This window comes from Thalassobius sp. MITS945101 (genome assembly GCF_047123305.1).
In the GTDB taxonomy this organism is placed as follows: Bacteria; Pseudomonadota; Alphaproteobacteria; order Rhodobacterales; family Rhodobacteraceae; genus Thalassobius.
The window spans coordinates 2383405-2405646 of the sequence record NZ_CP138918.1 but is presented as its reverse complement, the minus strand read 5'-3'; the positions used below and the strand labels follow the sequence as shown (position 1 = coordinate 2405646).

Annotated in this window: 21 protein-coding genes; 5 read left to right on the top strand and 16 right to left on the bottom strand. The window is 56.8% G+C overall.

The annotated features are described in order from the left end of the window. Positions 1-10: 10 nt before the first annotated feature. Genes SIC14_RS12040 through SIC14_RS12020 form a run of 5 tightly spaced genes read right to left on the bottom strand, consistent with a single transcriptional unit; the run spans position 11 to position 2811 of the window. Complete coding sequence (locus SIC14_RS12040) at positions 11-175, bottom strand: hypothetical protein (RefSeq protein WP_412562166.1); 165 nt, start codon at positions 173-175, stop codon at positions 11-13. A gap of 2 nt (positions 176-177) precedes the next feature. Continuing rightward, positions 178-855: a low temperature requirement protein A gene (locus SIC14_RS12035; RefSeq protein WP_412562165.1), complete on the bottom strand. Its 678-nt coding sequence runs from the start codon at positions 853-855 to the stop codon at positions 178-180. 56 nt (positions 856-911) lie between these two features. Beyond that, positions 912-1496 (bottom strand): carboxymuconolactone decarboxylase family protein, encoded by a 585-nt coding sequence (locus SIC14_RS12030; RefSeq protein ID WP_412562164.1) that lies wholly within the window; start codon positions 1494-1496, stop codon positions 912-914. A 3-nt stretch (positions 1497-1499) separates the two neighbouring features. Then, on the bottom strand, positions 1500-2216 hold the full coding sequence (locus tag SIC14_RS12025; protein WP_412562163.1) for a glutathione S-transferase family protein: 717 nt from the start codon (positions 2214-2216) through the stop codon (positions 1500-1502). After that, positions 2203-2811, bottom strand: a complete 609-nt coding sequence (locus SIC14_RS12020) for an NAD(P)H-dependent oxidoreductase (RefSeq protein WP_412562162.1) — start codon at positions 2809-2811, stop codon at positions 2203-2205. The genes SIC14_RS12025 and SIC14_RS12020 overlap by 14 nt, the downstream gene beginning before the upstream one ends. 130 nt (positions 2812-2941) lie before the next feature. Here SIC14_RS12020 and SIC14_RS12015 point away from each other — a divergent pair, with 130 nt between their 5' ends. Continuing rightward, the gene (locus SIC14_RS12015) at positions 2942-3316 is read left to right on the top strand and encodes a helix-turn-helix domain-containing protein (RefSeq protein WP_321830648.1); all 375 of its coding nucleotides are present in this window, start codon (positions 2942-2944) and stop codon (positions 3314-3316) included. Next, complete coding sequence (locus tag SIC14_RS12010) at positions 3309-4178, top strand: hypothetical protein (RefSeq protein ID WP_412562161.1); 870 nt, start codon at positions 3309-3311, stop codon at positions 4176-4178. The genes SIC14_RS12015 and SIC14_RS12010 overlap by 8 nt, the downstream gene beginning before the upstream one ends. Positions 4179-4749: 571 nt before the next feature. Here the strand turns inward: SIC14_RS12010 and SIC14_RS12005 are convergent. From SIC14_RS12005 to SIC14_RS11980, 6 genes are all read right to left on the bottom strand, one after another. Further along, the gene (locus SIC14_RS12005) at positions 4750-5772 is read right to left on the bottom strand and encodes a glutathione S-transferase C-terminal domain-containing protein (RefSeq protein ID WP_412562160.1); all 1023 of its coding nucleotides are present in this window, start codon (positions 5770-5772) and stop codon (positions 4750-4752) included. 10 nt (positions 5773-5782) lie between these two features. Beyond that, a complete protein-coding gene (locus tag SIC14_RS12000) occupies positions 5783-6349 on the bottom strand; it encodes a hemerythrin domain-containing protein (RefSeq protein WP_412562159.1) in 567 nt (188 codons plus the stop codon). 79 nt (positions 6350-6428) lie between these two features. After that, a complete protein-coding gene (locus tag SIC14_RS11995; protein ID WP_412562158.1) occupies positions 6429-7958 on the bottom strand; it encodes a glutamate synthase-related protein in 1530 nt (509 codons plus the stop codon). After that, a complete protein-coding gene (locus tag SIC14_RS11990; RefSeq protein WP_412562157.1) occupies positions 7955-8950 on the bottom strand; it encodes a glutathione S-transferase family protein in 996 nt (331 codons plus the stop codon). Before SIC14_RS11990 ends, SIC14_RS11995 begins: the two co-directional genes overlap by 4 nt. 18 nt (positions 8951-8968) lie before the next feature. Then, positions 8969-10039, bottom strand: a complete 1071-nt coding sequence (locus SIC14_RS11985; protein ID WP_412562156.1) for an Ig-like domain-containing protein — start codon at positions 10037-10039, stop codon at positions 8969-8971. After that, positions 10039-11253: a hypothetical protein gene (locus tag SIC14_RS11980; protein ID WP_412562155.1), complete on the bottom strand. Its 1215-nt coding sequence runs from the start codon at positions 11251-11253 to the stop codon at positions 10039-10041. Before SIC14_RS11980 ends, SIC14_RS11985 begins: the two co-directional genes overlap by 1 nt. A gap of 191 nt (positions 11254-11444) precedes the next feature. Between SIC14_RS11980 and SIC14_RS11975 the strand changes: the two genes are divergently transcribed. Both SIC14_RS11975 and SIC14_RS11970 read left to right on the top strand, forming a co-directional pair. Beyond that, positions 11445-12335, top strand: coding sequence for a LysR family transcriptional regulator (locus SIC14_RS11975; RefSeq protein ID WP_412562154.1), 891 nt, complete (start codon positions 11445-11447; stop codon positions 12333-12335). A 402-nt stretch (positions 12336-12737) separates the two neighbouring features. Beyond that, the gene (locus SIC14_RS11970) at positions 12738-13388 is read left to right on the top strand and encodes a response regulator (protein ID WP_412562153.1); all 651 of its coding nucleotides are present in this window, start codon (positions 12738-12740) and stop codon (positions 13386-13388) included. On the opposite strand, the gene SIC14_RS11965 is transcribed toward SIC14_RS11970, so the two are convergent. Next, entirely contained in the window at positions 13385-15037 is a 1653-nt protein-coding gene (locus SIC14_RS11965; protein WP_412562152.1) for a sensor histidine kinase, read from the bottom strand. The genes SIC14_RS11970 and SIC14_RS11965 overlap by 4 nt on opposite strands. Beyond that, entirely contained in the window at positions 15034-16260 is a 1227-nt protein-coding gene (locus tag SIC14_RS11960; RefSeq protein WP_412565864.1) for an MFS transporter, read from the bottom strand. The genes SIC14_RS11965 and SIC14_RS11960 overlap by 4 nt, the downstream gene beginning before the upstream one ends. A gap of 297 nt (positions 16261-16557) precedes the next feature. On the opposite strand from SIC14_RS11960, the gene SIC14_RS11955 reads away from it, so the two are divergent. Continuing rightward, the gene (locus SIC14_RS11955; RefSeq protein ID WP_412562151.1) at positions 16558-18966 is read left to right on the top strand and encodes an Ig-like domain-containing protein; all 2409 of its coding nucleotides are present in this window, start codon (positions 16558-16560) and stop codon (positions 18964-18966) included. Between the two features lie 277 nt (positions 18967-19243). Here SIC14_RS11955 and SIC14_RS11950 read toward each other — a convergent pair whose 3' ends face one another. The 3 genes from SIC14_RS11950 to SIC14_RS11940 all read right to left on the bottom strand — a co-directional run bounded on the left by SIC14_RS11950 (position 19244) and on the right by SIC14_RS11940 (position 22204). Further along, the gene (locus tag SIC14_RS11950; protein ID WP_412562150.1) at positions 19244-20059 is read right to left on the bottom strand and encodes a phosphodiesterase; all 816 of its coding nucleotides are present in this window, start codon (positions 20057-20059) and stop codon (positions 19244-19246) included. Beyond that, positions 20056-20889: a metallophosphoesterase gene (locus SIC14_RS11945; protein ID WP_412562149.1), complete on the bottom strand. Its 834-nt coding sequence runs from the start codon at positions 20887-20889 to the stop codon at positions 20056-20058. Before SIC14_RS11945 ends, SIC14_RS11950 begins: the two co-directional genes overlap by 4 nt. A 67-nt stretch (positions 20890-20956) precedes the next feature. After that, on the bottom strand, positions 20957-22204 hold the full coding sequence (locus tag SIC14_RS11940) for an ABC transporter substrate-binding protein (protein WP_412562148.1): 1248 nt from the start codon (positions 22202-22204) through the stop codon (positions 20957-20959). Positions 22205-22242 lie beyond the last annotated feature (38 nt).

Genomic DNA, 22242 nt, shown 5'->3' with positions numbered 1-22242 from the left:
TGGGGGAGGATCATGCCAGCCACCAGATGACAATGGTTGCGGGCTTGTTGTCCTTGGGTTTGGCATTGCCGACAAAGTCGAAATAGATCCAGCACATCACGAACATCGACACGCCGCCGATCACGAAATTGACCAGCACGTCGGGCGTGACCTTGTATATACCTTTCTCGGACAAGGTTACGACCAGCTTGAAAAACCCTCTCCCAGAACGATCAGCGTCAACAACGCAAACCGCTCGGACATGTGTCCAAGGCGCGGGGCAAAACGATCAAACCGCAGTACGCTGATCCGTGGAATCATGTAGACCAATTGGGTGGTCACCATGGCCGCCGCAAAAACCCAGTAGGCCAGGGGTTTGGGCAAGAATGCCGTTGCCGCGAAAATCGCGGCTAAGATCAGAAAATTGCGAATGTGTTCGTTGCAGAACGATTTGCTCGCGGCGTTGGTGCGACGCGCTCGGAAATACAGGGCGGCCATCAACAGGCGATTGGCCGCGAAGCCCAGTGCAAAGAACGTCCAGCCTTTGCCATCGATGGCCGGGATCGCGGCGGCCATGAACATAACGGTACAGATCATCAGTGACATGATGATCCGGTGCCAGAAATCGGTGCTGACATAGATGGAGTTGAAGATGCTTAGCTCACCCCAGGCATACCAAAGGGCAATGAAAACACCGGCAAAGGTCAAAAACCCTTGCAGGTCCAGATGATCCGACAGGTAGTTCCCCAAAAGGAAGATCGTCACCACATGGATCAGATCATAGAACAACTCGACCCAGTGGACGTGGTCATGAGTGTTCTCAAGATCGTGGTGATGCTGTGGTTTCCGCCACATCGGATGATCATTCAGGGCCATGTCGGGGTCTTTCTGCTATTGGATGGCCCGCCCCAACCGGGGCGGGGTAAAAGAGATCAACGATCGTCGGGATGCACCCAGGCGTATTTTTCCATGCCGCGATCCAGTCGCGTGTGGGCCAGTGCATTGGTGAAGTTCGAGATCAGCTTGGCAGCCAGTCCCGTCAGCACGTCCAGCGCCGCCTTGCGGTCATAGCCCGCATCCAGAAACGCCTGCAGGCGGTCGTCGCCGATATGGCCGCGCTTCTCAAGCAACTCTCGGGCAAAGCTTTGCAAAGCCGCCAGCTTGGGGTCGGCCAGCGTTCGGCCTTCGCGCAGATCGTCGATGACGTCATCGGGCATCTTGGCCCGTTTCATCATCATCGTGTGCCCGGCCATGCAGTAATGGCAGCGATTGATGAAGTTCGAAGTCATGAAGACCACCTGCGCCTCGAGCAACGTGAACGAGCTGTGCTTGAGGAACAGGTCGAACGCTTTTTGATAGGTCTCGTAAGTCACCGGGCTTTCGGCAAACAGAGCGTGCAGGCTGATCAGACCGCCAAATTCGGCCACGGTCCGATCAATCAGAAGTTTCGAATCTTCGGGAGCGGTGTCCTTGGTGTGATAGGTAAAGGCGGTGACATTAGCGTCTGTATCGAGCATGTCTCAATCCTTGTTCACATCGGAAGAAAAACGAGCGGCATTCGCCTTGGCCGCCGCATCAATATCACCCTTGCCGAAGGCCGAAGGACGTGGCTCGGGCAATTGCAGAGCCTCCTGCACTCTCGGCATCGCATCGAGCCGGGCGAACCAAGCCTGAAGGTTGGGCAAGCCTTCGATATCCACGGTCGCCCAGAAATAGCTGCGCGCCCAAGGATAGGTGGCGATATCGGCAATCGACATCTCGCTGCCGACCAGCCAGTCGCGACCCTTAAGCCGCGTATCCAGCACTTCCAGCAAGCGGCGGCTTTCGGCCACGTAGCGGTCGATGGCATAAGGCACCTCATCGCCATTGGGCTTGGCGATGCGCTGAAAATACATCGCCTGCCCCATGATCGGACCTATATGGCCGACCTGAAAGAACAGCCATTGCAGCGTCTCGGACCGCTCCACCGGGTCGGAGGACAGGAACCGCCCATATTTTTCGGCCAGGTGCCACAGGATTGCCCCGCTTTCAAAGATCGCGCGCCCTTCGGCCCGATCCCAGATCGTCGGGATCTTGCCGTTCGGGTTCATCTTCACGTAGTCGGGAGCGTGCTGTTCCTTCTTCGAGAAGTCGACATTGACCAGCTCGTAGTCGATCTCGGCCTCGTGCAGGAAGATGAGCGGCTTCCACCCGTTCATCGTGTTCGCGGTGTAGAGAACGATATCAGGCCGCGGCATGTTCGGCCTCCGAGAAGACGGCACCCAGATGGGCATCGAAGCGAGCGAAGTCAGCCTCGATTTCCGGATTCTTCATCACGTCGAAAGCGGCAAACGTCGGCAACGGCGTCATGTCAAAGAATTGAGCGTTCAGGTGCAGAGGGCGTAGAAGATCGTCGACGCTACCACCTTGGAAGAAGGGCTCTGATGGATCGTCGAAAGCCTCGCGCGGGGCGTTGAAAGTGACTGAAAGCATGTATTTGGTGCCGGTCAGCGTGCCGCCCATGCCATAGTTTTCCTTGGGTGCCTCTGGGGTGCGACCGTCGCCGTTGGTCAGTCGACCGTCCATACCGACGGTGTAGACCTCGTCCATGTATTTCTTGAACGACCACGGCGCGCCCATCCAGTTGATTGGGAATTGCATGATTACCGTGTCGGCCCAGATGTGGCTGTCGACTTCGGCATTGGCGTCGTAGCCTTCGGCCACGGTGGTCAAACGCACGATGTGCCCCTGCGCCTCCAGGAAGGCGCGGGCGCGGTCCACCAGTGTGGCGTTCAGCGTGCCGGGTGCGAATTCATAGGGTTGTGCTCCGTTCAGAATCAGGATGTTGCTCATGGTCGGTTCCTTTGTGTTTCGGCGGGCCCCACTTGACTCGCGGCCCGTTCGAGGGGAAATTGCGATCGCAAGGAACTGAAATCAACCAGTATACTTTTGGTAACCTTAAGATTAGAAGTGAGGGCACCACATGCGTGCAAGAGTCGAAGACGACCCCCAGGGCAGGCGGCAGGTCTATGAGGCCTGTTTTGAACCTTGCGCGATCGAAAAGGGCATGAGGATCATCGGCGGAAAATGGACCGGGTCGATCCTGTGGCACCTCAAGGACGGTCCGGTCAGGTTCAACGATCTGGCTCGGATGGTTGGTGGCGCATCCAAGAAGATGATCACCGAACGTCTGCGCCAACTGGAAACGCAGGGGCTGGTCCGGCGCGAAGTCATGGATACAGCCCCGGTGTCCGTTCACTACGAGATCACCGAGTTCGGGCGCAGTGCGCTGGGCTTCCTCAACGAGCTTCGTAAATGGAGCGAAGGTTTACCGCAGGAAATCCACGCCGATGGCTGAACTCCCCCGGCTGAAGCCCGACCCTATTCCCGTGATCCATCCAGTCCCGGAATTCGCCGTCAGCGGCGCGCGCGCGGCGGTTTACGAGCGCACCAAGAAGGGCCTCGGCGTCCCATGGATGGGCGTGGTTGCCATGGCCTTCGCGCATTACCCCCGGTTCTATGACACCCTGTGGTCGGCCATGGAGCCAATCACGGGAACCAAGGTGTTTAGACAGGCCTGCCAGTCCATGCGTGATGTCGCCGAGCGGGAGGCAGAAGCCATGGAGCCTGCGCCCTTGGTGTCGCGGCTCATTTCGCAGGGCTATGGCGTGCAGGAGATCGACGACATCCGCGCCTGCAACGAAGCCTTTTCCGCCGGTAACATGCCTTACGTCCTGATGGCGACGCTGGCGCGGCTGCTGCTGGAAGGAAACGCATGGCAAGGCGCTGGAGATCTTGGCCGCGCTACGTCCCCAACTCCAGCCATGCCCAAGCCGCCTCTGATGGAACCGCATCACGCCTCAGGCGATCTGGCGGCCCTCTACGGTGAACTCCGCGAGGTGCTCGGGCTGCCTTTCGTCAACACCGACTATCGCGCCTTTGCACGCTGGCCCAGCTATTTCACCTTGGCCTGGAGCGATCTTAAACATCGATTGTCCGAGGCCGGGTATGCCACCAGAGTGGAGTGTGTCCATCAAGCGGCCATCGACCTTGCAGTCTCGCTGCCGAATGCGTCTGGAATAACCCCTGACGCTCTGCGTGACGCAGCCACATCCGATGCATCGTTGGAAGAGATCCTATCAGTGGTGAGGTTGTTCCAGTGGCTTTTGCCGGGTCTGGCGGTGAACGTGGCGTTTTTTCGAAGCCAATTGCAACGTTAATCCGCTGGATTGCCTCAAACGTCGAGCCGATTGCATCGGCATCTTTCAATGGAATAATGCGACCCTGCTTGCTTCGTCCCGCAAGACGTCAATACGCCCACACCACAAATTCGCTGCCAAAACGAAATCCGGCAATGACGGACAACACCGCTGCTTTTGGTTGCCTGGGCTGATGGCTGGTTGAGGACAAGTGTGAACCTGGCGCGGTCGAGTGAAAGACTGAGTTGTCCCGCATTTCGAATGTCGCAAGTTGCGGACGCAAGAACTACCGCTGATTCCGCCGCTCTGCATCATGAGGAACTTCGCCATCGCAGCGAAGGAAATGATACGAGCGCTTGCAGCGAGAACCTTGGGCTTCCGAATTCGGTTCCAAGCTGCCGTTTGATGCCTTATCCGCAAAAGTCCGCTCTGGGCCGCAAGCAGACGTGATCTTTTGGGCGGAGGGCCGTCATTCGCTGCAGTTCTCACCAAGGTCTACATTGCGGGACAAAGCGCCAATTCGCTGCAGATGCTCCAATGACTGCTTTTGTGTTTGCATGTTGCTCCTGAGATCGATTTATGGCGCTTCAGCTTAGGTACTGATGAGACCCAGGTCTGGATGCCGATACGCTTCCGGGTAGCGCATCGGTAATTGCGGCCCCAAAGGTACGACGCCATTCCATGATCGTCCAAAGTAGCCTTGACGACAATGAATCAAGGACCCCGCAGCCGCAACGCCATCTAGCTCGTATACCCGGCACAACCAGCGCCACAGATTCGGATAATCCAGCATCCGCGCGCCATTCAGCTTCATGCGCACATAATACACTGGATCGTGCCGGTAGAGTGTAGGGAAGAGCCGCAGGTCGACCTCGGAAAAAGCCTCACCTGTCAGGAAGGCGCGACCATCCGACAGCAACACTTCAAGGAAGGCGAGCGATTCAAAATAAGCCTCATAAGCCTGTTCATAGACAGCTTGATCCGATGAAAACCCTGCCTTGTAAGCGCCGTTGTTGATCGTCACGTAGATCCGCTCATTCAAGGCATTCACATCACTTAGTAAAGCAGGATCATGAGGCACGAGGGTCGGACGATTCGGCGCCCCACCAAGGGCGCCGGCATGTCGGTCCAGCATCCGGATGATCTCGGCGCTTTCATTGTTGACGATGCGCCTTGCTATCTTGTCGTAAAGGATCGGGACCGATTGCTCATCAGAACCTTCGCGCTGATAAACCTCCTTGGCCAGGCGCAATCCTTCGCCAGTCCCGGTTTCTATCGTACATTCCGGCAAAGGGGCACCGGTCAACGATGCAATCCGTTTTGGGGCAAATTCCCATAGGTTCGGGCCAACAGGATCAGCTTCGTCCGTGCGGTTAGGGAACGCCACGTCCATCGTTATGCTGTTCTTCAACCCAAGCACGGCACGGGCCAAGGTCACGCGGTGGCACCATGGGCAATTCAACGCTACGAACAGGTGATACCGCCCCGGCTCTGGCGGGAAGTCCGGATCGCCGATTGCGTTGCGAAAGCCACTGACGCCGCGCACGAACTCGCCTCGCGCGCGGCGTTCCTTGGCTTTGGATTGGTCTTCTTCAGTCGCGGTGTTTTTGGTCATGGGAAACCCTTTACCCTCTTAGCCGGTGATGCAAGATGATGGGCACGGCCAGTTCTTCCTCATCCCCAAGATGGCGGCTCAAAAAGGCTTCAATCACCGCGCTGGTCCGATGCACACTGGCCGCCTCTTCACGCGCCTGCGTCTCGTCCAGATGCGCCAGTTTGATGACGCGGTTGGCTTGCCGAGTGAAGTCATCCAGCACCCGATCCAGATCGGCATGATCCTTTTCCAACACCTCTAGCCCCGCATCAAAACGCGGGTCGGCGGCAGACAATTCTGGAAAGTAGCTGTGATCTTCCCAGCCATGATGGCCATGCAAGTTCCCGACCAGATTACCGCCATAGTAGGATAACCGCCGAGCATAATCGTCGAGTGCCATATCTTTGTTCAACAGCGACTCTGCATCCAGCCGCACCCTTTCAGAGACCCGGCGAAACATCTGATGCGCGCCAAGCCAATGACGGGTTTTCTCTTTGAAACCAGGGTGCGCGTCCCACGCATCGCGCGGGTACTGGTCCAAGAGAAACCGCATTTCTTGGGGCATCTCGTCTTGGCGAATGGTATATGTATCAAGCATTTTATTTCTCCTTTCCCATCCCAACTGGGGGTGCTGTTAGGCATGCACCAGATGGGACTTTGGCAGGGCGGGTATGCGTCTAGGACACGCCAGCGAAGCGAATACCGCTCAGCTCTGCGACCTCGCGTTTCCACGAAGTGATGTCGCGTTCGGTGAAGCCTGACAGGCTGTCGTGGCCGCAGGCCCGCGCCAGCACCTGCATCAGTTCCACACTTGCCCCAAAATAACGCGATAAGCGTTCCGCGCCGATCTGCACATCCAGCCGTTTGCGCAGTTCAGGTTTCTGCGTGGCTACACCGACAGGGCAGTTGTTGGAATTGCACATCCGCGCCGCGATACAGCCGACCGCTTGCATAGGAGAGTTGCTCACGGCGACTGCATCCGCGCCCAGGGCCATCGCCTTGGCGAAGTCTTCGGCGACGCGTAGCCCGCCGGTGATCACCAATGTTACCTCGCGGCCCGTTCGCGCATCCAGATGCTTGCGTGCCCGCGCCAAGGCAGGGATCGTCGGCACCGAGATATGGTCGCGGAAAATCAGCGGGGCCGCTCCTGTGCCCCCGCCGCGTCCATCCAGGATGATGTAGTCCGCGCTGGACTCTAACGCGAAGTCGATGTCGTCCTCGATGTGGTTCGCAGACAATTTGAACCCAATTGGAATGCCGCCAGAGCGTTCACGCACCTGATCCGCGATGCGTTTGAAGTCGGCCGGCGTGTGCAGGTCCGGAAAGGTCGCTGGCGAGATCGCAGACTGCCCCGGTTCCAACCCCCGTACTTCAGCAATCTTGCCCTGCACCTTATCGCCGGGCAAATGCCCGCCTGTGCCGGTCTTGGCCCCTTGGCCTCCCTTGAAATGAAAGGCCTGGACCTTTTCGACGTGATCGAGCGACCACCCGAAACCAGCGGACGCAAGCTCATAGAAATAGCGGCTGTTCTCGGCCTGCTCTTCGGGCAGCATCCCGCCTTCGCCTGAGCAAATACCCGTTCCCGCCATCTGCGCTCCGCGAGACAATGCGGTCTTGGCCTCCTCGGACAGCGCGCCATAGCTCATGTCCGAGACGAAAAGCGGGATATCGAGCTGCAAAGGTTTGGCTGCACGCGGGCCGATGATGACTGATGTCGCCACTTGAGCATCATCCAGAAGGGGTTTGCGTGCCATCTGAGCAGGCAACACCTGAATGTCGTCCCAATGGGGCAAGTCCTTGCGCGGCACACCCATGGCACCCATTTCGCCGTGGTGGCCTAACTTCGACAATCCGTCTTTGGCGAGCGCATGGATACGCGCAACGGTGGGTTCTTCGGGGGTTGGTGTGGCTTGAGGCATATCGGACTTTGGCGCAGGGGCGACATCCCCAACTGCCGCCTCGCCAAGACGAGTGTGCGACCCATCACAAAACGGCGCATTGGCGCTGGATTTACATTGACACAAAGCCGCAGCGCCATCCTTGTCGGCCGTGAATTTCAGCGGCTCAATCCCGGTCCCGGCGTGGGACCCGTCACAAAACGGTTGGCTCTTTGATCGCCCGCACTGGCACCAGAAATAGTCTTTGCCTGCTTCCAAGTCGACTTTTGCAGGGGCCTTGGCGGCTATGATAGGAACAGATTGGGTCATGCTGTATTTTCCTTGTTCAATGAGGCGCGGTTATGGGGGGCGGCAAAATCGACAACCGGTCCTTTGGGGACCACGCGGGTTGGGTTCACCGTCTCATGGCTGCCGTAATAGTGCTTTTTGATATAGTCGATGTCGACAGTCGTAGCGACGCCTGGATGCTGATACAGATCGCGGACATATCCCGAGAGGTTCGGATAGTCGGCGATGCGACGGAGATTGCATTTGAAGTGACCGACATAGACCGGATCAAACCGCAGCAACGTCGTGAACAAGCGCCAATCCGCCTCGGTTAGGTGATCCCCCATCAGGTAGCGCCTTGCGGACAAACGGTCCTCTAGCCAGTCGAGCGTCTCAAACAACGGATCAAACGCATCTTCATAGGCGGCTTGCGTCGTCGCAAAACCGGCCTTGTAGACCCCGTTATTGACCGTGTCGTAGATTTGGGCGTTCAGCGCGTCGATCTCTTGGCGTTCTGCCGCAGGGTAATAGTCACCTGCCGCCGCGCCAACACTGTCAAAAGCCGTATTGAACATACGGATAATATCGGCGGACTCGTTTGAAACGATGGTGTTCTGCTCTTTGTCCCACAAGACCGGGACAGTCACCCGTCCCGTGAAATCAGGTTTTGCGGCCGTGTAGACCTGGTGTAGAAATTTGGCTTTGTTAATTGGGTCAGGCGTTGATCCATCGCCGGGTGCAAAGGTCCAGCCATCTGGCCCCATGAACCAATGCACAATCGAGATATCGATCATGTCTTCAAGGCCCTTCAGCGCCCGGAAAATCAACGTCCGATGCGCCCACGGACAGGCGAGAGAGACATATAGATGATAACGGCCGGCTTCTGCCTTGAACCCACTCACACCCGAAGGTCCTGCGCTGCCATCAGCGGTGACCCAGTTGCGAAAGGCGGAGGGCTTGCGCACATAGCGCCCATCCGTTGATTTTGTGTCGTACCATTTGTCGACCCATTGGCCGTTCTGCAGCAATCCCATGATATGCCTCCTGCGTGTCTATTGCGTAATATTGAAAGTGAGAGTGACCGGAGCATGGTTGGTTCCGATGGTGCCCACGGCGGCATCAAAAGCGGCGCTGATTGAGTTGCCCGAAACGTCTTCGAGTTCTGGATCGACAATCACCCGGTAAGTTCCGTCCTGCCACGGTTGGTTGGGGATCAAGCTCCACGCGCCGCCATCCGTTTCGATTTGACCGCGAACGGGGGCCCCTTGCGGATCTTCCACGGTGAGCAACCGCAAGACGGCTCCGCTATCGATGATCCGATCAAAGGCAACCGTCACCGGTGCGTGGCTGCCCACTGGTGGTGGAAGGATTTGCCAATCATCAGGTACGATCGCGCTCCGTTCCGCGTCACCGACCCGAAAGGCCACTGAGGCCTCTTGCCCAAGTGGGGCACCCGCAGCGCTTTGCATCGCTTCAGAGACGACAAGCCGATAGGCCTCGCCCGTCATCAATGGTGCGCCACCTTGCGTATTTGGCCCCACGCCTTGCTTGATCCGCCCGGGATCGAGCAGCAGCGTTGCGCGGGTTTGGGTAGGGTCCCAAAGTTCCACTTCAAGGTTGAGGAAAGGGCTTGGCACCTCAGTGCCATCATGGCCAATCAGAACAACAGCTTCACGGAGTTGCCCGCGCGCCATCGGTTCTGAGAAATGAAGGTAGAGCCGCAACGTATTGGCCGGAATAACCGCCTGTGACGGGGCGAAACCAACCAAACGCGGGACCGTTGCCTCTACAATAGGGGGCACGATTTCCAAGGCTGTGCCATTCAGGTCAAGCATGTAAACGGTTCCCGGCCTCAGATCGAAACGCGGTTCAATGACGAGGGTCGTACCCTGATCCTGAAGGGTTATTGGCATGCCGCGCGTGCTTTTTATGCTCGCGACTTGCAAGCGAAGCAGCTCAGGATTTGCCAGCAATGCTGCACGACTTGCACCCTCAAGGCCTGTCACCACGACGGCTCCCGACACTGGATCAAAGCGAGCAGCAAGTTCCGCCAAAACGGGCAAAGGCACCGCGATGAGTGCGGCGAGCAAAGCCCGCCGCATCCAGGTTTGCGACGCAAACATTAGTTGTATTCCACCGGCCCTGCGGCTTTGTGGCCGAACGGGTCCGCGGTAAAGCTCTCAAAATTCATCTCGACGATGTGATCCGCACGGTCAAAGAAGAACGGCATTGCGACCGTATGGAGCTGAATGTTGCGCGGGTCCTCGGGGCTGGTGCGCACAACCACGGCATAGGTCTCATCCAACGTGTCCAGATGCATCGTCCCGCTCATCGGCAACGGAAACTGATCTACACCCGCAACAGAGAAGACAGGCTGAACACCTTCACCCTCAGGCATTGCCTCAGCCGCAGCGAGGCCCGCAAGGCTCAGTGACGCGGCAGAACGGTTGGTATTGGTCACCACAACATTGCTGGTGCCATCCCACGCGTTTACGTAGGGCACGATGTCCAGTGGCGTGTTGCCAAAGCCAATCTCGCCGATCATTGTCCCTTTAACTTCTGCACCATCCGTCAATTCGGACAACGGGATCTTCACGATAGGCGTACAGGCGTAGATCGCGATCAAGGTCGCAACACCATCCAACTCAGCCACCGTTTGCGCGATGATAGGCGCACGGGTCTCATATTGTGCGTGAACGGCGTGCCAGATCTCGATGGAGGATGTGCTGATCTCGTCGGTGAACGGGAATGGCATCCGCCGCAGCTTGGAACTGAACTCTTCGTTCGAGACACCCGCCACCAGTAATTCACCTTGGTAGTAATCGATGTCCGTGATGGCCAGCGTATTGAGTGGTTGCCCGAATTCAAGTGTGGCAGAGGTTGGCACTGGTCCAACAGACATGGACGAATGATCGGCTGTTGCCAGATCGACCAGCTCAAGCGCGCCGTTGTTGACCGACACGATTACGGCCTCTGCATCCGGTCCATGCCCACGATGCACTGACAGGAAAATCTGCTTGCTGGGCTTGTGAACCACCATGTCGTTGATCACGACCTGCTCTGGCTCAACGCCCAAGATAGCTGCAATCTCAACATCGAGATTGTTGAAGATTGTGCGTCCTTCGAAGGTCTGAGCGCGGCCAAGCTGATAACCGGATTGGTCTGCAAGCGCGTCACCAAGATCAAAGGCATGGACGAGCCCCGCTTTGGCATCGCCCACAAAAAGGGTGTCAGCGTCATCGAAAGCCAGCGCGCCTGCCGAAGACAGAGATTGCGCTTGAACTGCATTCGCCGCGACCAACGCCAAAGCGCTTGCGGTCAAAATAGATTTGGTCATTCTCATGAGGTTCTCCGGATTTGTGTTAAGACACGCTGCAAGCTAAGGGTTGCGGAAAATCTGTGTAGTCAGAAAAATGTGCCCTTTAAGGTCACAAAATGAGAACGCCGATTTGCTTCCCGTTTCGGCTGGTCCGTAGTATCAAGAGCAGCCACATGTGTGCGCACGTAAACAAACGGGACATCCGAACTATGGGCCAGATCGAAGACCTTCGCTTGTTTGTCAAAGTCGTAGACAGCGGCGGGATCGCGCGCGCGGCTGAAGAAATGAACATAGCCAAGTCGGCCGTCAGCCGCAGATTGGCTCAGCTCGAGGAGCGCTACTCTGTTCGACTGATCGACCGCCAACCCCGTGTGTGGGAGGTCACGAGCGCCGGGCAAGAACTTTACCAAAGGGCCAGCCAAATGGTCGCTGAAGTTGATGAACTGGACGCCGATTTCTTACAAGTGGGCCATACGCTCAAGGGGCCGCTGTCCATCACCATCGCACGTGAGTTTGGGCTGACCTACCTCAAGCCAACGTTGTTCAAGTTCGCTCAGGATCACCCCAACATCGACCTGACTATAGACTTCGATGATCGGACTGTTGATCTGGACAGTGAAAACTATGACCTCGCGCTGCGCGTGACGGCGACTGAATTACAGGGCCTGCATTGCCATCGGCTAGGCACAACGCAGCACGGATTGTTTGCAAGTAAACGGTATGCGGCAACCCGCAGATTGCCCGAAAACGTCGATGAATTGTCCGACCATGCGCTCTTGCATTACGGGGCCGAGCGCCGCGCGACTTGGGCTTTTGAGCACGAAGGGAAACGAAGGACAGTAAAGTTTCGCCCCGCCTTGAGATCCAACTACGGCAGGTTTCTGCTGGACGCAGCTTTAAATGATGACGGGATCATTCGGTTGCCACTTTTCGTCGTCGATAGCCAGGTGCAACAGGGCAAGCTGTTACCTGTGCTGCCCCATCTCAAACATGCCGACTACGGCATTTATGTGGTTCACAGCAGCAAGCGCCGCCTTAACAAGCGCATGAGGGCAATGATTGATGCCCTTAGTGAAAGTTGCGTGCCGTTGAAACAGTAAAGATAGCTCGTCCCCGTCGTCATGGAGATGTCAGATCCCGGCCCCGGCGTCAAAGCAGCTGTTCGTGCAACCTGCAGCATCGGTGACTCTGGGCTCGTAGCTGCCGATCGCCGCAACTTGGTTGAACGGCGCCAATGCGGACAAACCTGCCACTCGTCTGTATGGGATCAAGGACCGCTCCCAGCCCAAAGCAGACTTGAGCCGTCGACACGTCGGGCGGAAAGCGGAAGTTCGCTGCAAGACAGAATTGATATGCAAATTCATCTGCATCCTCGTGGGCGAAGGGAAGTATAGGCGTTGATCAACAACGTCACTCCCCCTAACAGTATCAAGTGTACCGTAGTGCAAAACGCCCCCAATTTGGGCGCTTGAAACCTGTTGTTTGAATGGGGGAAGTCAAAATTGGGGAAGTCACCAATCCGTCTGGCCGTAATTGATGACCATGTGCTGTTTTTGCAGGGCCTCGCTTACGTATTTGAGAATTGTGGCCTGGACCTTGACGTGCAGAGCTTCGCGACGGCGACCAGCTTCCTAAAAGCAACGGATGATGGTCAAAAATGGGATGTGGTTGTCACGGATCTGGCAATGAGACAGATCAATGGGATCGCGCTGATCGGCGCATTGCGCAGCCGCGACATCGGGGTGCAGGTGATTGTGCTTTCTGCTTCCGAAGATGCGATAACGCGCAGCAATGCAGAGTTGGTGGGGGCGTTTTGTTTTGTGCACAAATCCAGCGACGAGCAAATTCTGCTCGATGCCATCAAATCTGCTTCTGAGGCTGGCCCGCAACCTGTGCGGTCCGTTCAAAATGGGGCGCGCCGCATGATCTTCCAACCCGACGGCACGGATACAATTGTGCAACCCAAACTGGGCCCTCAACAGCAGCGAGTCTTGGGGATGATGGCCGAAGGCGCCACCAACAAAGACATCGCCCGCGCGCTCTCCATCAGTGAAAACACTGTGAAAACCCACGCCAAGGCGATTTTCCGGGAACTGTCGGTCGGCAACCGCGCCGCAGCGGTTCAAAGAGCGCGCGAACTGGCGTTGTTTTAAAAGTGACGCTCTAACATCTGCCGCAGCTCAACTTCGTGATCGGGCAATACGATAGCCGTCTGATCTGTTGGCAGAACCGCCTCGTGTGAAGGGTGTATGAGATGCACGATGGGCGCATGTGCACCAATGGAGCGCACGTCCTCTAAGGAAAATGTTTGACCTGCAAGTGGATCAAGAACAATCAAATCCGGGACCTGCCCCAAAACAGAGATCATCTCTAATGCTACTTCACAGGTTTCGGCATGGGCAAACATCCAAACCCACGAAGAAATCAGGTCAGCCCAGGCGCCCATGTTGGGCAAGGTCTCCTGCCCAATAACCAACACAAAGGCCTGGTCTTGCACGTCAGCAGTTTCAAAGTGTGGCAGGCGCAGCAAAGTTTGTGTTCCGATGTTCTTGCTTGAGGTGATCTCAACCGATCCGCCAATCTCTTGGGCCAATTTTTGCGCAATACCCAGACCAAGCCCACTGCCCAAGGGCGTTGCTTCAAGGTCTTCCCCACGCCTGACGGCACGCAATTGTGCCTCCGTCATGCCAGGGCCACGATCCGAAATTTGCCAAACACTCTCATGGCTTTGTGCCATAACTGACAGGTCAACCCGCCCTCCAGATGCGCCATATTTCACCGCGTTACTGAGAAAATTGCGTAGAATACGCTCAAGTTTGGCGCGATCACTTTCAACGAAATCGAGTTCCACATTGACAAAAAAACCACATCCCACTGCCGCAAACTGCGGCCGATATTCATCCTCCAGCTGAGTCACCAGCGCTGGCACATCTATCTGGGCATGCACGCGCTCCGGTGCTGGATGGTCGATATTTGAGAGTTCCTCTACAAGCGATTCCTGGCTGATCAGCGCAAGACGAATTTGTCGTACCAAAACCGCTTGCGCCGCTGAGGTCGCCTTCCGGTCCATCTCTGCTAGAAAGTTTCGCAGCGCTAGCAACGGCTGCGCCATGTCATGTCGAATGGCCTGCAAGGACCGATTTGTTGCACGCTGAAGCTTGGTGGCTTCGGCAAAGTCCACTAATGCCTGTTCCGCTTTCCGACTCGTCAGCTTGGCCGCCAAAGCATCGCGCGTTTTTTGACTGGCCGTCTTGTTGGTCGTGAAACAAAAGCTCAGAAATAAAAGAAGGAACCCACCATAAATGCGCTGCACGCCCTCCATCGTTACAAACAGATAGAGGCAAAATGGCAGCAGCGAACAGACAGCAATGGCAAGATAGCCAGGACGATAAACTGTACCTGCCATCACGCCGCCCGCAGTGATCGATGTCAAAAAGAGACCGGCCAAAAACGTCTGAAGTTCCGATGTTGGACTGGCCAATTGCATGGCGCCAATAGCCCAAATCAGCCCCGTGCAAGCCGAAATCGCGATATGCCCCATCAGGTAGCGATTGACCTGTTGTGGTGTGTCTTCAGAATGCCGCCAAGACCGCACGTACAAGATCGTGACGACCACCATGACCGATGCAAAGCCAACCCAGATCACGGCTTCCCGATAGAGCTGTACAGATGCGAGACTGATCGCAATCAGGGCAATGAGGATAAAAACTGACCGCGCGGAGGCCACCGCACGCTCCCGCAGCATTCGCGCTTCTTCGGCTCGAATTTCGGCCTCAGTTGGGGGAGCAAACTCTTGGTTCATGTTGCGGGCGCATCCACAACCCTATCCTCTAGCTTGCGCCACAAATAGGCTGCCACTGCGATCCGCAGCAGGCAAGGAAGTCCGGCGAAAAAGAACAAGAGCACACCAAATGTCTCCGGAGCATTGGCGCCGGATTTGTCAAACCCCGTTAATCCCAAAATCGGAAAGGCGACTCCCATCGGCGCCACGAATGCCATCTTGGACGCAGCGTTTTTCAGGGCCAGATAGCTGGCTGCTCTGGGGTGGCCGCTATCGGTTTCATCCTGTGCCACGATATCTGCCAGCATGGAGGTCGGCAAGACCGCGTCACAGGTCATGCAAGCCCCCAAGCCCACGCAGATTGCCTGCATCAGAAGAGTATCGCCCGCCCCAACCGAATAACTGGCGGCCAAAACAACAGCGCAAATAAGAATAGCGCTCATCCAGGTTCTGCGCTTGCCAATTTTCCTGGACAAGAGAATCCACACCGGCACGAAGAACGCCGTCGCCAGCAGGAGCATCAAGAACATCTGCCCAACCAAGGCTTGAGCCTGCAGCACATGGGTGGCGAACAGAACCAGCAGACCCACCGTCATGGCATTGGCCGCTTGCACAGCAAAGAATGCGATCATCAATTTTCGAAACGCGCTCTGCCGCAAGCAGTTGCGCCAAGCGCCCCAAAGACTTGGATGAGGTTGCGCCACCCTATACGTGTTTTGTGGTGTCCAGATAAGAAAGGCAACCATCGCCACAGGCGTTGCCATCATGAAAACCAACGCCACCGTGCCAAGCGACACCCCCATCTGCGCACCGATGATCACCGGTACCAAAGACGCCACCAAAGCTCCTAGGATTTGAAAGATGGCTTTGGTCCCGGCCAGCACAGACCGTTCGTGCACGTTGGGAGATATCTCCAGTCCAATGCTGGAGTAAGGCACGTCAAACGCGGTGACAAACAACAGATAGCCGGACACCACACAAAACAAATAGACTGGTCCAATGGAATCCGGCGGTGAAAGCAGCAACCAAGTAAACAGGAGAACGCCTGGGAATGACACCAGCATCCAGGGCACCCGTGGGCCGCGCCTCCCGCCTGTGCGGTCACTCAAAGCGCCAATCAGCGGGTCCGTGAAAACATCGAAGAAACGGCCAAACATAAAAACGGCGCCCACAACCGCCAATCCTAGCCCCATGTCGATGGCGTAAAACGTCGGCACAAAACTAACCACGGCAAAGCCAACCATGGCCAAAGGCGCACTCAGACAGCTGAAACAGATCAGCTGCCAGCCATTCATAATCCGATCAGATGATTTCATTCGTATTCCCCAAGTCCCTGACGACACTTTGACCGCAATGTTGTTTCCAAAGAAACAACTTTCTGTTTCGCCTCTGACAGTCACCCGTTTGGGTGATTGTCGCCACGGTACTCAAATCCCTAAAATTCAATCTGTTTTTACGAATTCCGCCCCGGGTCTGGGCACACACATCTGGTTGAGGGTTGGGGCGCGGCGGCGATCCCATGACAAATTTGGAGGGGTATCATGGGATATCGCGGTCGTGGCTATTTGAGAAACAAAGACATGGAAGTGGATGCATCCGGTGCGTCCCACGGGCAATTCATCTGGACCCGTCGTGGTGATGATGAGGTGACGGGGTCAGATCACAGAGACGTCATTTTCACTGGTCGCGGAGACGACACGGTTGAAGGCGGCGGTGGCAACGATGTGATGTTTGGCGGCAGGGGCACGGATACTGCAGTCTTCTCTGGGTCTGTGCTGGACTATAATGTGCTTAGCTTCGGCTGTGGCCGTTGGAACCTCGTGCAAGGCGCGGATGGGTGCGACTTCCTGCACAGCTTTGAGGTCTTGCAGTTTGACGATTTCACGCTCGACCTACGGGCAAACAATGATCCACTTGTTGTTCTGCGCGATGATGGCCTCGAGACCTCACAAGGCGAACCGCTAAGCTTTCAGGTGGATTTCTACGACATTGACGGTTCTTCGGTGGAGCTGCTGTCAGCAAGCGTAACCGGCAGCGGCACTTTGACCACGCAAAACAGTGGCGTGAGCCAAGTTGGCCAAATGGGTGTTGGCGGCGGCACAACTGTTTCTTTCGATCCGGGTAACGCCTACGACAGCCTCGGCGCTGGCGAAAGCACAACCGAAACGGTCACACTGACGATTTCAGATGGTCAAGGTGGCACCACCACTGTGACCTATGAAATCACGATCGAAGGGCAGAACGATGCCCCTTTGGCCTTGGCGGTTTCCGCGACCGCGACAGAAGACAGCCCAGTCGTTGTGGCCGCAAACTACAGTGACATTGACGCAAACGACACTCACAGCTTCACCATCGATATAACCGGTACCTTGGGCACCGTCACAAACAACGGCGATGGCACCTTCAGCTACGATCCAGCCGCTGCATTTGACGGCCTGGCAGTTGGCGAAAGCGCGACGGATACATTCACCTACACTGTCGATGACGGGAATGGCGGAACATCGACAGAAACGGTGACTGTCACCATTCAAGGTCAAAACGACGCCCCAGTCGCCATGGCTGTGAGCGACACCTCAGACGAAGATGGTCCAGCCATCACCGTGTCCGCCGATTTTTCAGACGTCGATGCCTCCGACACCTTTACCTTCAGCGTCGACACAACCGGCACGCTGGGCACCGTTACCAACAACGGCGACGGCACATTTAACTATGATCCAAGCGGCGCATTTGAGAGCCTCGCGGTTGGTGAAACGGCGACGGACACATTCACCTATACCGTTGATGACGGCAAAGGAGGCACGGCCACAGAAACTGTGGCCATCTCCGTTCAAGGCACCAACGACGCGCCTATGGCCGCCGCCATTACAGCCTCCACCCATGAGGACGGTCCGGCCATCACCATTGCAGCAGATGTGACAGATCCAGACGCCTCTGACACCCACACCTTTACGGTCGACACAACAGGCACGCTTGGGTCAGTGGTCAACAATGGCGACGGCACCTTTGCCTACTCGGCGGTGGGCGCGTTTGACAACCTCGCGGTCGGGGAAACTGCAACCGACACGTTTACCTATATGGTCGATGACGGCAACGGTGGCACGGCGACGGAAACGGTGACCGTGACCGTCACCGGCCAGAATGACGCCCCGATCGCTGAGGCGGTGGTTGGTGAAGTTGCCGAAGATTCAGCGACTTTCAGCTCTGCAAGCATTGGTGCATACACAATCCCCAACTATGGGCGCTTTTATGTCTATGATTTTGACACGGGGACAGCAGTCTCAATCGCGCGAGATGGCGGTGCGAATAACACGTATGACCAGTTGGCCGCACAGTATCTGAGCGACGGAAACGGCATTGTCATGCAGGCCAACCCTAACAATGAAGGGTGGGGATTTGCCGCCGTGGCCTATGTTGATGGGGTGGGAGACTTCATTGACGCCTCGACATTTAATGTCATCGGCGGCAACGGTGATGTCGACCGGTCCAATGGAGACTGGATCGAGTTTGGCGACAGCAACGAAAACATCGAAAGCATCGAATTTGACATTGTTGGCCTTGATCTCGGCGACGGCTATTCGGTAGATGCCCAGATCTCGATTGGGCCATTGGACTACGAATACTTTACGACGGACGACCTTCGTGTCGATGGCGCACAGTTCAGCTCTTCCATAAATGGCCCCAGCCCATCGGTGACCGTGGCCGCTGACGTTTCGGACCCCGACAGTGACACCTTTGTGTTTACCGTCAATGACACTGGCACTGTCGGGTCAGTGATCAACAACGGCGACGGCACCTTTACCTATTCCGCCGATGGTATGTTTGAATACCTGAACACTGGCGAGACGGCCACCGACAGTTTTGCATACACTGTGGATGACGGCGCCGGGGGATTGGATACGGAAATTGTCACTATCACCATCACCGGGTCGGATGATTTCCTCTTCGCCTAATTAGCTAGAACACACGTCAACAGCAGGCGCCATTCATGGCGCCTGCAACGGTTCGGATGAAAACGATTTAGTTAGAACTGCCTGGACCATTTTCGCCACAATCACCCCAAAACTCTAGCTAGCTTCGCCGCAATGCAGCGTTGGAGCCTCTGGCCAACGACCGCAATGGGCAGTTCACAGCACTTTGCAAAGTCCGCTTCCTGCCCAAAGCTGCCTCTCGTCTCGTTCTCAGTGAAAGTCCGCTTTCTTGAAGGCCTGTGTGTCTCAAACTCAATTGTTAGAGAACCGGATCCATTCTTTCGAGTGCTTGTAGCGAGAACCTTGGAGAGTCGTCGGTGAAATCATGCAAATGCACAGCGACTGTTTCCTCGTTCACGAGCGCAACGCCATAAGCAGGTGCTTCCAAGTTGCCTGGGATGTCTGTCCGATCTGGTGTCAGATCAAATGCGACCTGGTGATTTAGACCGCGCATGCAGGAAAAGCTGATTCCGCACCAGTTGCCAAAAACCGCGCGGTGGAGATGCCCGAAGAACAGGTGACGGATGCGCGATCTATGTGGGGCGATCACCTCGTGAAAGGCCCCTGCGTCCTGCAGCATGATCTCATCCATGCTCTTGATGCCGACCGGGAAAGGCGGGTGGTGCATGAACAGAAGAACCGGACCGGTGGCGCGGGCCAGCTCGGCGGCAAGCCACTCTCGCCGGGCTGCACAATAGCCGCCTGCATGGGTGCCGGGCTGCTTGGTGTCGAGACAGATGGCGCAGCCATGGGGCGTGTCGAACGCATATTGCACAAAGCCATTGTCATCGCGCGGGACGTCCGGGAAATGCGTAGCAAAAGCAGCCGTGTCGTCATGGTTGCCGACCATCAGATGCACCGGCATGGTAAGACGGGTGATCTGGGCGCGGAAGGCGGCATAGGCCTCGGGGTCGCCCCAGTGGGTCATGTCACCGGTCAGCATCACGAAGGCCGCGTCACCATGTTCGGCGTTAATGCTGTCCACCGCGCGTGCCAACCGGCGGGCGGGGTTTGCCCCGTAAAGCAGGCGGTCCCCACCGATCACATGGGTATCGGTCAGATGGATGAACTTCATTCTGCTGCCGCCGCGCCGGGTTTGGCCCAATCATCCCAGCCGGTACCCGAGGCCATGACCGGCCCGTCCCAGGCGAAGGGAATCTGGTGGATCGTGGTGTCATCGCCGTCGATCAGCAGCACGAAATAAGCCGGGTCCATCGGGGCCCCCTTGAGGACCTCTGTCTCGTTCAGGTCAGGGAGCGACTGGTTGCCGGTCGAGGGAACGCTGGCAAAGGGGATGCCCGCAAACTGCCCATGGATCGGCGCATGGACATGGCCGAAATGGATGTAGTCTATCCGGTCAAGATAGGTTTTAAGCAAAGCTTTGAACGGCGCGCGGTCCTCTGGGACAAGCGCAATTTTGTCCTCCGCAGGCAGACTCACGGGCATCGGGTTGTGATGCAGGAAGAGGCGCGCGCGTTGGGACGCGGCCAGTTCGCCCTCAAGCCAGGCGCGGCGGTCGGCGCAGAAATGGCCCGCGTGGGTCTTGTCACCGACACTGTCCAGATACAGCATCCGCGTCCCGTTCACCGTTTCGCCGTAGTTGATATAGCCGTTTGCGTCAGCCGGATGCGTGTCAAACACCTTGCAGAAATGCGCGCGATCATCGTGATTTCCGATCATCAGGCGCACCGGAATGGAAACCCCGGCCAGTGCCGTTTTCAGGGCCTCGTAGGCCTCAACCTCGCCCCAATGCGCCAGATCACCGGTGATGACTATACGTGTGGCATCCGCGTGGTTCTTGGTCACATCCGCGATGGCGCGGGCAAAACGGGCATGTGGGTCAAGCCCGCCCATCTCTTCACCGGGAACGGTGAGGTGAATGTCGGAAATATGAATGATCTTCATGATGTATCCTGAAATTCCGGGTTCGGTCGCCCACGCCTGGTGCGGGCGGGCGACCGGATTAGACGGTTTAGCCGTTCGGCAGCAGATCGGCGACTTCCTCAACCATTTCCTGCTGAAGCTCTTTCATATCGGTTGCGTCACCGGTGACGATGCGTTCGATGCCGTCATAGATCACCTGGGTGATCGCCAGACCGTTGTCACCCGGATAGGCCAACCAGTCGCGCAGCAGCGGCAGTTGGTCCACAGCCGTCTGCTTGTTCGGGTTCTGCTGATAGAAATCGGCCAGGATCACCTCATTGGCGGCTTTGTTCGGCGGCATGTAACCGGTGGTCTTGGCAACTTCGGCAGCACCTTCCCCCGAGGTGATGTACTTGAGCCAGGTCCAGGCAGCTTCCTGCACGCGTGGATCATCCGAGGTGGAGGTCAGCAGCGCCGCGTTACCACCGGCGGGCAGGCCTTTGGGCGTTTCACCCATGCCCGGGAACGGTCCCGTGACCAGCTCAAAATCGCCCTGAGACCGCTCAACCGCACCCAACGCCGAGGTTGACCAGAACATCATGCCGATCTCACCCGCCGAGAAGGAAGACAGGGCAGCCTTCCATTCGAGGTTCTTCATCTCACATTTGGTGAAGATCTCCTGCATCTGCTCCATGGCGGCCAGGGCTTCGGGGCTGTCGAGGGTGACACGGCCGCCCTCAACGATTGCCTTGTCTTGCGACCACATCAGCGCCTGCATGAACCAGTTGCCGGTAATGTTCCACCCCCAGAAGATTGGGTTGTCGATACCACCCGCCTTCATGGTTTCGCACATCGCGATTACGTCGTCCCAGGTCTGAGGCAGCGCATCAACACCAGCTTTTTTCAGGATATCCATGTTGTAGTAGCCAACCGGCAGCGAGACCGAGAAGGGCAGACCGTGCACGTTGCTGTCGAAGGTCGACAGCGACAGCATCGCGTCGTGATAACCGTCCTTGGCGAAATCAGCTTCTTTGGCGATGAAGGGTTCCAGCGACTTGGCGATACCCTTTTCGACTAGGATCTGCTGACGGTTCAGGCCCTGCATGGTCACGTCAGGCAGGTTGCCTGAGACAGCTTCGCGCAGGATGGTGTTGGTGCCGTCCTCGTAGGATTCATAGGTGGCGCGGAACTTCACTTCGATGTTGGGGTGTGCCTCCTTGAAGGCGGGCATCATCGCCTCATAGGTCACATCGAACAGATGCGAATAGGGGTAGGCGAATTCGATGGTGACGGTGTCTTCGGCGAAGACAGCCGAAGCGCTCAGCGCCAGGGCCATTGCAGTGGCAGTCAGTTTCATGGAAAGTATCCTCTCTTGCCGGGTCTTGGAGCCATTTG

What these genes read in the sequence shown, in the direction of transcription:
- SIC14_RS11950 (WP_412562150.1), bottom strand. Translation starts at nt 20,059, where the DNA reads ATGAAGTTCATCCATCTGACCGATACCCATGTGATCGGTGGGGACCGC.
- SIC14_RS11975 (WP_412562154.1), top strand. Translation starts at nt 11,445, where the DNA reads ATGGGCCAGATCGAAGACCTTCGCTTGTTTGTCAAAGTCGTAGACAGC.
- SIC14_RS11980 (WP_412562155.1), bottom strand. Translation starts at nt 11,253, where the DNA reads ATGACCAAATCTATTTTGACCGCAAGCGCTTTGGCGTTGGTCGCGGCG.
- SIC14_RS12025 (WP_412562163.1), bottom strand. Translation starts at nt 2,216, where the DNA reads ATGCCGCGGCCTGATATCGTTCTCTACACCGCGAACACGATGAACGGG.
- SIC14_RS11940 (WP_412562148.1), bottom strand. Translation starts at nt 22,204, where the DNA reads ATGAAACTGACTGCCACTGCAATGGCCCTGGCGCTGAGCGCTTCGGCT.
- SIC14_RS12015 (WP_321830648.1), top strand. Translation starts at nt 2,942, where the DNA reads ATGCGTGCAAGAGTCGAAGACGACCCCCAGGGCAGGCGGCAGGTCTAT.
- SIC14_RS12010 (WP_412562161.1), top strand. Translation starts at nt 3,309, where the DNA reads ATGGCTGAACTCCCCCGGCTGAAGCCCGACCCTATTCCCGTGATCCAT.
- SIC14_RS11960 (WP_412565864.1), bottom strand. Translation starts at nt 16,260, where the DNA reads ATGGTTGGCTTTGCCGTGGTTAGTTTTGTGCCGACGTTTTACGCCATC.
- SIC14_RS12005 (WP_412562160.1), bottom strand. Translation starts at nt 5,772, where the DNA reads ATGACCAAAAACACCGCGACTGAAGAAGACCAATCCAAAGCCAAGGAA.
- SIC14_RS12020 (WP_412562162.1), bottom strand. Translation starts at nt 2,811, where the DNA reads ATGAGCAACATCCTGATTCTGAACGGAGCACAACCCTATGAATTCGCA.
- SIC14_RS11955 (WP_412562151.1), top strand. Translation starts at nt 16,558, where the DNA reads ATGGGATATCGCGGTCGTGGCTATTTGAGAAACAAAGACATGGAAGTG.
- SIC14_RS11985 (WP_412562156.1), bottom strand. Translation starts at nt 10,039, where the DNA reads ATGTTTGCGTCGCAAACCTGGATGCGGCGGGCTTTGCTCGCCGCACTC.
- SIC14_RS12000 (WP_412562159.1), bottom strand. Translation starts at nt 6,349, where the DNA reads ATGCTTGATACATATACCATTCGCCAAGACGAGATGCCCCAAGAAATG.
- SIC14_RS11965 (WP_412562152.1), bottom strand. Translation starts at nt 15,037, where the DNA reads ATGAACCAAGAGTTTGCTCCCCCAACTGAGGCCGAAATTCGAGCCGAA.
- SIC14_RS11995 (WP_412562158.1), bottom strand. Translation starts at nt 7,958, where the DNA reads ATGACCCAATCTGTTCCTATCATAGCCGCCAAGGCCCCTGCAAAAGTC.
- SIC14_RS11945 (WP_412562149.1), bottom strand. Translation starts at nt 20,889, where the DNA reads ATGAAGATCATTCATATTTCCGACATTCACCTCACCGTTCCCGGTGAA.
- SIC14_RS12030 (WP_412562164.1), bottom strand. Translation starts at nt 1,496, where the DNA reads ATGCTCGATACAGACGCTAATGTCACCGCCTTTACCTATCACACCAAG.
- SIC14_RS12035 (WP_412562165.1), bottom strand. Translation starts at nt 855, where the DNA reads ATGGCCCTGAATGATCATCCGATGTGGCGGAAACCACAGCATCACCAC.
- SIC14_RS11990 (WP_412562157.1), bottom strand. Translation starts at nt 8,950, where the DNA reads ATGGGATTGCTGCAGAACGGCCAATGGGTCGACAAATGGTACGACACA.